Here is a 9465-nt window from a genome sequence, read left to right as displayed (position 1 = left end):
CCCACACCCACACCATCCGGGGTCGGTATTGGGGCCCCTGCTCGACGGTTCACGTTCAACGGGGGCAAACGCGGGGGCCCCTTCGGGTTTGGGGTTGCTAGGTTAAGGGCCCACGAGCGGCGGAGCCGCCTACTTCGGCAGGACCGCCTCGATGGCCTCGACGACCTCGGGCGCCTCGGGCTCGGTGCGGGGACGGAACCGGTTCACGACGGTGCCGTCGGGTGCGACGAGGAATTTCTCGAAGTTCCACTGGATGTCGCCCGCGGCGCCCTCGGCGTCGGCGGCCTTGGTCAGTTCCTCGTACAGCGGGTGCCGGTTCTCACCGTTCACCTCGATCTTCTCGAGCAGCGGAAACGTGACGCCGTAGGTGGTGGAGCAGAAGGTCTCGATTTCTTCGGCGGTGCCGGGTTCCTGCCCCATGAACTGGTTGCACGGGACGCCGATCACGGTCAGCCCGCGGTCGGCGTAGTCGGTGGCGAGCTTCTCGAGGCCCTTGTACTGCGGGGTCAGTCCACACTTCGAGGCGACGTTCACCACGAGGACGGCGCGGCCGTCGTATTCGCCGAGGGAGGTCGGTGTGCCGCCGAGTGTGTTGATACCGATGTTCTGAACAGGTGTCGTCATGCGCACCAACGTAGCCAACAAACGTCTGTGCGCCCAGGCTTCGAATCGCCCGGGCGCACAGAGGTTTCCTTCGGAGGGGTGTCAGCTCTTCACGAGTACCTTCTGTTCGTCGCCTGCAAGGTTCTCGGTGACCTGCTCTTCGGCGACGTCGCCGTGGCCGTCGTCGACCATGGTGGACTCGTCGAACGGGAGCTTGCCGTCGAGGACGGTGCGGACGCGGTCGTTGTCGATCGTGTTGGTCCACGAACCGACGAGCAGGGTGGCGACGGCGTTGCCGGAGAAGTTCGTGACCGCACGGGCCTCGGACATGAACCGGTCGATACCGACGATGAGGCCCACGCCGTCGAGCAGTTCGGGACGGTGGCTCTGCAGGCCGCCCGCGAGGGTGGCGAGCCCGGCGCCGCTGACTCCGGCAGCACCCTTGGACGCGATGATCATGAACACCAGCAGCGACAGCTGCTCGGGGAAGGACAGCGGCTGGCCCATCGCGTCGGCGATGAAGATCGAGGCCATCGTCAGGTAGATCGCGGTGCCGTCGAGGTTGAACGAGTAGCCGGTGGGGACGACGACTCCGACGGTGGTGCGCTCGACGCCGACGTGTTCCATCTTGGCGATCAGGCGGGGCAGGGCCGACTCGGAGGAGGAGGTGGCGAAGATCAGCAGGTATTCACGGGCCAGGTACCGAACCAGCTTGAAGATCGAGACGCCTGCGACGACGCGGAGCACGGATCCGAGGACACCGAACACGAAGATCAGGCAGGTGAGGTAGAAGCCGAGCATGAGCGTGGCGAGCTGGACGACGGCGCCGAGACCGGTCTGGCCGACGACGTTCGCGATGGCACCGAACGCACCGATCGGTGCCAGCCACAGGATCATCGACAGGATCTTGAAGACGAGCTTCTGGACGGAGCCGACGGCGCGGAGGATCGGTTCACCCTGCTTGCCGAGAGCCTGCAGCCCGAAGCCGACGAGCAGCGCCACGAACAGGGTCTGCAGCACGCTTCCCTCGGTCAGCGCCGACATCAGCGACGTGGGGATGATCGACTGGAGGAAGTCCATGGTGCCGCCGGCGCCGTGGGCCTTCTCGGCGAGCGCCGCACCCGTGCTCGCGGTGTCGGCGCTGATGTTCAGGCCGGTTCCCGGGTCGAGCAGGTTGCCCACGAGCAGACCGATGCCGAGCGCAACCGTGGACATGCCGATGAAGTAGGTGAGGGCGAGCCCGCCGACCTTGCCGACCTTCGCGGCGGCCTTCACCGATCCGATGCCGAGGACGATCGTGCAGAAGATGACCGGGCTGATCATCATCTTGATCAGGTCGACGAACATCGTACCGAGCACGCCGAGCGACTTGCCGGCTCCCGGAGCCAGCCACCCGACGAGGATGCCCGCGACGACGGCGACGATGACCCCCATGTACAACCAGTGGGTCCGGTCGCGTTTCTTGGTCTTCCCTGTCGCAGTACTCATGGGATTGTCCTCCAATTCGAGTGGCAAGCTGATCGGTGAGGCCGGCTAGTGACCGCGATCACGTCTTGGAAGAATCTTCTAAGCGATCGCTTGGCTGGTGAAGTTTGTGTTCATTACGTTCAGGAGAAATGCATTGCCGCACCATCCGCCGAGACGGCCCATGAGCGTCGCGAGGCAGCTCTTTCTCCTCCAGCTCGTGGTGTTGGTGCTGGTCATCGCGGCCGGCACGGCGCTTGCCATCGTGGACCAGCGTCGCGACAGCGACGAGACCACACGTCGGGCCGTCACCGCCGTCGCCACCACGCTCGCGCTGTCGGACGGAACGGCGGAGGCATTGCGCTCCCCCGATCCGACAGCCGTTCTCCAACCGCAGACCGAGCGGATCCGCGCCGCGACGGGTACCGACTTCATCGTCGTGATGACCCCCGCGGGCATCCGCTTCACCCACACCAACCCGGAGCTGATCGGCGGCGTGTTCTCCGGGAACATCGAGCGCGCGCTCCGCGGGGAGACGTTCACGGAGACGTACGCCGGTTCGCTGGGACCGTCGATCCGGGCGGTGACACCGGTGTACGACGGCGACCGGATCGCGGGCCTGGTGTCCGTCGGCGTCACCCGGGCGAAGATCGGCGACCAGTTCGCCGCGAGCCTGCCGACCATCTTCGCGGTCGCCGCGATCGGCCTGGCGGTGTCGGCGGCGGGTTCGTTCCTGCTGAGCAGGCGCCTGCGCCGTCAGACGCTGGGGATGGCCCCGGACGAACTGCGACAGATGTACGAGCACCACGACGCCGTCCTGCACTCGATCGGCGAGGGCCTGGTGGTCCTCGGCCGCGACGGCGGTGACACGGCGCGCGCCGAGGTGGTCAACGACGAGGCGCGCCGCCTCCTCGGCCTCCCGGAGGGCCCCGTCCCGGTGTCCGCGCTGCCGGAGTCGCTGCGGCAGTCGCACGAGGGCGATTCCCGGGACGAGGTGCACGTGACCGCGGACCGCGTGCTGCTGGTCAGCCGGGAACCCGTCACGTGGGAGGGGCAGCGGCTCGGCACGGTGCTGACCCTGCGTGATCGCACCGAATTGCAGAGCATCATGGGCGAACTCGACTCCGTTCGCGGTTTCGCGGAATCGCTGCGGTCGCAGGCCCACGAGTCTGCGAACCGGCTGCACACGATCATCACGATGGTCGAACTGGGCCGCTACGACGACGCGATCGCGTTCGCCACCGAGGATCTGCGGTTGTCGCAGGAGCTGATCGACCGCCTGATGGCGGCGGTGCACGAACCGGCGCTGGCCGCACTACTGCTCGGCAAGGTGGGGGTGGCCGCGGAGCGGGGAGTCGACCTGACCGTCACCGAGGACACCGCTCTCGGGCCCGTGGCGCCTCTCAGTGCGCGTGAACTCGTCACGCTGGTGGGTAATCTCGTGGACAACGCGATCGACGCCGCCCGCGGTGCGGCAGCGTCCCCCGGAGAGGATGCGTGGGTGGAAGTGACGGTCCGTCAGGAGGATTCGACGATGGTGGTGCGGGTGGCCGACAGCGGTCCCGGCATTCCCGCCGACGAACTCGACAAGGCGGTCACGCGCGGCTATTCCACAAAGTCGGGCCAGCGTGGGCTGGGGCTGGCGCTGGTGGCGCAGGTGGTGGCCCGGCACGGCGGGACGATCCACACGGAGCCGTCGCTCGGATCGATGATCGTCGTCGAGATCCCGATCGAGGGGGCCGCCTCGTGATCCGGGTGATGATCGTCGAGGACGAACCGCTCATCGCCGAGGCTCATCGCGCGTATGTGGAACGCGTACCGGGCTTTTCGGTCCACACCGTCGTGCACGACGGCAGCGGGGCGATGCGCGCGGTCGCCGCCGCGAACGCCGGCGACGACCCCATCGATCTGGTGCTGCTCGACATCGGCCTGCCGGATGCGAGCGGACTGGACGTGGCCGCGGCGTTGAGCGGCGTGCGACCGAGTCCCGACGTGATCGCCGTGACGTCGGCCCGCGACCTCGAGATGGTCCGCACCGCTGTGGCGCGCGGGATCGCGCTGTATCTGCTGAAGCCGTTCACGTTCGCGGCGTTCCGCGACAAATTGGAGCGGTACCGGGAATTCCGCGACGCTCTGCCGGCGGGAAGCAATGCGCTGAGTCAGCACGACATCGACCGGGCGATGTCTGCCCTGCGCACCTCGGACGAGCGCGCGGCGTCCCCGAAAGGCGTTGCACCCCAGACCCTCGATCACGTCGCCGCCTGCGTCCGCGACGCGGCCGGACCGCTTACGGCGGCCGAGGTGGCGGCAGGGATCGGGGTCTCCCGGGTCACGGCCTGGCGGTATCTCGAACGGCTCGCCGACGACGGGGTGCTCACCCGGCACACCGAGTACGGCCGGGCGGGGCGCCCGCAGGTCCGGTATGCGCTGCGCTGAAGTGCCGAACCGGGGTTGTGACCTACATCACATCGGTGGACGATTGTAGAGGAGTCACCTCCGGCTCGTAGTCACTCAGTCAAGGACCGTCACAATGTCTAGCAGAATTGCCACCACACTCGCCGCGATCGCATTGACCCTGTCACTCGGCACGCTCGCTGCCCCCGCAGCCGTCGCCGCACCCGCCGCCCCGTCACCGACACCCGCAGTCGGTTCCATCGCGGTCTGCCTGAACCTGCCCCTGGGGTCGGCCAGCATCAGTTTCTGCATCTGAGCCCGGCGAGGCGGAAAGTGGCCTGACAAACCGACTTCCGCCTCGCCCGCCGACGCGAACCACACGCCGGGATCGGAGCCTCGGCGCGGGTGGCGCAGTACCTAGTTGCCGATCGTGTCGAGCACCCAGGCGAATTCGAACGCTACTTCCTTCCACTTCTCGTAGCGTCCGCTGACGCCGCCGTGCCCGGCGCTCATCTCCGTCTTGAGGAGAAGTGGCGAGTCACCGGTCTTGGTGGCCCGCAGTTTGGCGACCCACTTCGCCGGTTCGACGTACAGCACCCTGGTGTCGTTGATGCTGGTAATCGCCAGGATCGCCGGGTAGTCCTTGGCCTCGACGTTCTCGTACGGACTGTACGAGCGCATGTATTCGTAGACCTCGGCGTTCTCCAGCGGGTTGCCCCACTCGTCCCATTCGATGACGGTCAGCGGCAGCGACGGGTCGAGGATCGACGTCAGCGGATCCACGAAGGGCACGTTGGCGAGGATGCCGGCGAACAGTTCGGGAGCCAGGTTGGCCACCGCACCCATCAGCAGGCCGCCCGCGCTGCCGCCGTCGGCGACCAACTGCTGCGGCACGGTGCGTCCGGTGTCGATCAAATGCCGTGCGCTCGAGACGAAATCGGTGAAGGTGTTCTTCTTCGTGAGCGTCTTGCCGGTCTCGTACCAGTGCCTGCCCATCTCGCCGCCGCCGCGCACGTGCGCGACCACGAACACGACGCCGCGGTCGAGCAGCGACAGCCGGGCGACCGAGAACGCGGGATCCATGCTGGCCTCGTACGAGCCGTACCCGTAGAGGAGCGTGGGGGCGGGGCCGTCGGCGCCGTTCGTCGTGCGCCGGACGATCGAGAGCGGGATGCGCGTCCCGTCCTCGGCGACGGCCCAGTCGCGTTGCTGCTCGTAGTTGCGTGCGTCGAAGTCGCCGAGCACGGGTTGCGACTTGCGCAGCGCGAGTTCGCCCGTCGACAGCACGTAGTCGTACACCTGGCCGGGCGTGATGAACGACGTGAACGCCATCCGCAGTGTCGGCTGCCGCCATTCCGGGTTGGCGCCGAGCCCGACGCTGAACAGTTCCTCGTCGAATTCGATCTCCGTGAACTCGCCGTAGCCGTCGTCGCCGAGCGGCCAGACGGCCAGCCGGGTCAACGCCTCGCGGCGGTAGCCGAGCACCAGGTGATCGGCGAACGCGTCGACCTCCTCCAACCGCACGTCGGAGCGGTGCGGAATGAGGATGGTCAGCGACGTCGGGTCGGACACCGGCGCCTCGGCGAGCACGAAGTTCTCGGCCTTCTCACCGTCGACGACGTCGTTGTGCATGATCAGAAAGCGGTCTTCGCCGGCGACGACGGCGTGTTCGACGCCGTACTCGACGCCCTCGCGCCGCGGCAGCACCACCCGGAACTCGCCCTCGGGATTCTCCGATTCGAGCACCCAGCCCTCGCTGGTGATCTTCGACCCCACCCAGATCATGAGGTACTTCTCGCTCCGGGTGGACCCGACCGACACCCAGAACCGCTCGTCGGGTTCGTGGAACACGGTGACGTCCTGCGCGCGGTCGGTGCCGAGCTTGTGCCGCCACACGGTGTCGGGGCGCCAGGATTCGTCGACGGTGAGATAGAAGACGTGACTGTGGTCGATGGCCCAGGTGGCGCCGGGCGCGGTGTCGGGGATCTCGTCGGGCAGCAGTTCCCCGGTCTCGAGATTCTTGAAGCGCAGCGTGTACCGCTCGTCGCCGACCACGTCGACCGAGTACGCGAGGAGCGTGCCGTCGTGGCTGAGAGAGAAGGCGCCGACGGAGAAGAAGTCGTGGCCCTCGGCCTCGGCGTTGCCGTCGAGCAGAACCTGCTCACCGGGCAGTTCGACGCCCGGGGCCAGTTCCGGCGGGGTCCAGTCGTCGGCGCCCGCGATCGGGGCCCGGCACTGCACGCCGTACTGCTTGCCCTCGATGGTGCGGGCGTAGTACCACCAGTCGCCCATCCGGGTGGGAACCGACATGTCGGTTTCCTGCGTGCGGGACTTGATCTCCTGGAAGATCTGGTCCCGCAGCGGCGCGAGATGCGCGGTCTGCTGCTCGGTGTACGCGTTCTCGGCCTCGAGATATGCGACGACCTCGGCGTCTTCCTTGGCGCGCAGCCACTCGTACTCGTCGACGAACGTGTGACCGTGGTGGACACGTTCGGTGGCGACCTTCTTCGCGACCGGCGGGGTGAGCTTCGCGCCTTCGGCGGTCATGTGTCAGCCCACCCAGTCCGCGAACGACAGGCCCGAGATCCGCTCGTAGGCCTCGATGTACCGCGCGCGGGTCGCCTCCACGATCTCCGCGGGCAGCGGCGGCGGCGGGGTGTCGGATGCCCGGTCCCAGCCCGATTCGGGTCCGGTGAGCCAGTTGCGGACGAACTGCTTGTCGAAGCTGGGCTGCACCTTCCCGGCCTCGTAGCCGTCGGCGGGCCAGTACCGCGACGAGTCGGGGGTGAGGACCTCGTCGGCGAGAATCAGGTTGTTCTGCGCGTCCAGTCCGAATTCGAGTTTGGTGTCGGCGAGGATGATGCCCCGGTCCGCGGCGAAGTTCGATGCCCGGCCGTAGACGTCGAGGGTGTCGTCGCGCAGTTTCACGGCCAGATCCTGACCGACCTTCTCGACCACGGCCTCGAAGCTGATGTTCTCGTCGTGCTCGCCGAGTTCGGCCTTGCTGGCGGGTGTGAAGATCGGGTCGGGCAGCTGGCTCGCCTCCACCAGGCCCTCGGGCAGGGCGACCCCGCAGACCGCGCCGGTCTCGTTGTAGTCGATCAGCCCCGACCCGGTGAGGTAGCCGCGGGCGACGCACTCGACGGGGACCATCTTCAGCTTCCGGACCACCAGCGCGCGGCCGAGGACCGCTTCGGGGATCCGGCTGTCGTCGGGTTCGCCGGCCAGATGGTTGTTGCCGCCGAGGACGCCGAAGAAGAAGACGCTCATCGCGGTGAGCACCCGCCCCTTGTCCGGGATCGGGGTGCTGAGGACGTGGTCGTAGGCGGAGATCCGGTCGCTCGCGACCAACAGGAGGTGCTCGTCGTCGATCGTGTAGAGGTCGCGGACCTTGCCACCGGCCAGATGGGCGTATGAATCGAGTGAGGGGCGCACGGTGATCCAGCCTATCGGTCGGGCACCGACCGCCGGTCGCTGACCGTGCGTTCCGCGACCGATTCCACGGCCGCGGAACACTTCGCCGCCCGATGTCGTTACCGTTGTTCAGGAACTCTTGTGAGCGCGGTAACGGGAAAGGTGGGCAATGGCGACGGACACGGCCCCGGTGGACGTCGGATTCCGTTCGGAACGCGGACCGATCCTCGTGTCGCTGATGCTCACGACGTCGCTGGTCGCGCTCGACGCGACCATCATCTCCACCGCGGTGTTCACCATCGTCGGGGATCTCGGCGGGTTCACACAGTTCCCGTGGCTGTTCTCGATCTACCTGCTCACCCAGGCCGTGTCGGTACCGATCTACGGCAAGCTGGCCGACATCTTCGGCCGGAAACCCGTGATGCTCCTCGGCATCGCCCTGTTCGGCGTCGGCTCGGTGCTGTGCGGGATCGCGTGGAGCATGCCCGCGCTCATCGCGTTCCGCGCGGTGCAGGGACTCGGCGCCGGAGCGGTTCAGCCGATGAGCATGACCATCGCCGGCGACATCTACACGCTCGCCGAACGCGCCAAGGCCCAGGGCTACCTGGCCAGCGTCTGGGGAATGTCGGCGGTGGTCGGCCCGACCCTCGGCGGCCTGTTCTCCGAGTACCTCTCGTGGCGGTGGATCTTCTTCGTCAACATTCCCCTGTGCCTGCTCGCGGCCGTGATGCTGATCCGCACCTTCGACGAGAAGCGGGTGCGCACCGAGCGGTCCGTCGACTACGCCGGCGCCGGCATCCTGGCGGTCGGGGCGACGCTGCTCATCCTGGGACTCCTCGAAGGCGGGCAGGCCTGGGCGTGGAGTTCACCGGTCAGCCTCGGAATCTTCGCCGCGGGATTCGTATTCCTCATCGCGTTCGTCCTCGTGGAACGACGCGCCGCCGAACCGGTCCTGCCGCTGTGGGTGTTCACCCGCAGGGTTCTCGCGGCCAGTAATCTCGTCTCCCTGCTGGTCGGGGCCATCGTCCTCGGTTTGACCACCTACGTCCCCACGTTCACCCAGGGCGTGCTCGGGACGGGCGCACTCGTGGCCGGGTTCGCGCTGGCCACGCTGACCATCGGCTGGCCGATCGCCGCATCGCAGTCCGGTCGGGTGTACCTGCGCTTCGGCTTCCGGTTCACGGCCACCGCGGGCAGCCTGCTGGTCGTCGCGGGCACCGCCCTCACCCTGGTCCTGTCCATCGAGTCGGCGGTGTGGCAGGTGGCGATCTGCTGCTTCGTCATCGGCGGCGGCATGGGTCTCGTCGCGAGCCCCACCCTCATCGCGGCGCAGTCGAGCGTCGACTGGTCCGAGCGCGGCGTCGTCACGTCCACCAACATGTTCGCCCGGTCCATCGGCAGCGCCGTGGGGGTCGCCCTGTTCGGCGCCCTCGTCAACGCACGACTGGGCGGCGACGACAACCCGGCGCCGGTCGATCTGGCCGGCGCCCTGCATCTGGTGTTCCTGGCCGCCCTCGGCGCGGCCGTCGTCCTCGTCCTCGCCGCGGCGGCGATGCCGAACTCCGCGGCCGCGCCGGAGGTCGAGCCGAC

The 9465-nt window shown here is 67.8% G+C and carries 8 protein-coding genes; 4 read left to right on the top strand and 4 right to left on the bottom strand.

The features are described 5' to 3' along the window. Positions 1-129: 129 nt before the first annotated feature. Both ACFTZB_RS38400 and ACFTZB_RS38395 read right to left on the bottom strand, forming a co-directional pair. Complete coding sequence (locus ACFTZB_RS38400) at positions 130-624, bottom strand: glutathione peroxidase (protein WP_378440062.1); 495 nt, start codon at positions 622-624, stop codon at positions 130-132. A gap of 81 nt (positions 625-705) precedes the next feature. Then, positions 706-2091: a cation:dicarboxylate symporter family transporter gene (locus ACFTZB_RS38395; protein ID WP_378440060.1), complete on the bottom strand. Its 1386-nt coding sequence runs from the start codon at positions 2089-2091 to the stop codon at positions 706-708. Between the two features lie 160 nt (positions 2092-2251). On the opposite strand from ACFTZB_RS38395, the gene ACFTZB_RS38390 reads away from it, so the two are divergent. The 3 genes from ACFTZB_RS38390 to ACFTZB_RS38380 all read left to right on the top strand — a co-directional run bounded on the left by ACFTZB_RS38390 (position 2252) and on the right by ACFTZB_RS38380 (position 4777). Beyond that, positions 2252-3817, top strand: a complete 1566-nt coding sequence (locus ACFTZB_RS38390; RefSeq protein WP_378440058.1) for an ATP-binding protein — start codon at positions 2252-2254, stop codon at positions 3815-3817. After that, positions 3814-4503 carry a response regulator gene (locus ACFTZB_RS38385; RefSeq protein ID WP_378440056.1) on the top strand — a complete coding sequence of 230 codons (690 nt, stop codon included), beginning with the start codon at positions 3814-3816 and terminating at the stop codon, positions 4501-4503. The genes ACFTZB_RS38390 and ACFTZB_RS38385 overlap by 4 nt, the downstream gene beginning before the upstream one ends. A gap of 94 nt (positions 4504-4597) precedes the next feature. Further along, on the top strand, positions 4598-4777 hold the full coding sequence (locus tag ACFTZB_RS38380) for a hypothetical protein (RefSeq protein ID WP_015888663.1): 180 nt from the start codon (positions 4598-4600) through the stop codon (positions 4775-4777). Positions 4778-4878: 101 nt separating this feature from the next. On the opposite strand, the gene ACFTZB_RS38375 is transcribed toward ACFTZB_RS38380, so the two are convergent. Beyond that, the gene (locus ACFTZB_RS38375) at positions 4879-7008 is read right to left on the bottom strand and encodes a S9 family peptidase (RefSeq protein WP_378440053.1); all 2130 of its coding nucleotides are present in this window, start codon (positions 7006-7008) and stop codon (positions 4879-4881) included. A gap of 3 nt (positions 7009-7011) precedes the next feature. After that, entirely contained in the window at positions 7012-7896 is an 885-nt protein-coding gene (locus tag ACFTZB_RS38370; RefSeq protein ID WP_378440051.1) for a phosphoribosylaminoimidazolesuccinocarboxamide synthase, read from the bottom strand. 148 nt (positions 7897-8044) lie between these two features. Here ACFTZB_RS38370 and ACFTZB_RS38365 point away from each other — a divergent pair. Beyond that, a partial coding sequence (locus ACFTZB_RS38365; protein WP_378440049.1) for an MDR family MFS transporter occupies positions 8045-9465 on the top strand: 1421 nt, incomplete at its 3' end.

Origin of the sequence: Rhodococcus sp. NPDC057014, assembly GCF_042673295.1 — a bacterium.
Taxonomy (GTDB): domain Bacteria; phylum Actinomycetota; class Actinomycetes; order Mycobacteriales; family Mycobacteriaceae; genus Rhodococcus_F.
This window is presented reverse-complemented; position numbering and strand designations above follow the sequence as displayed.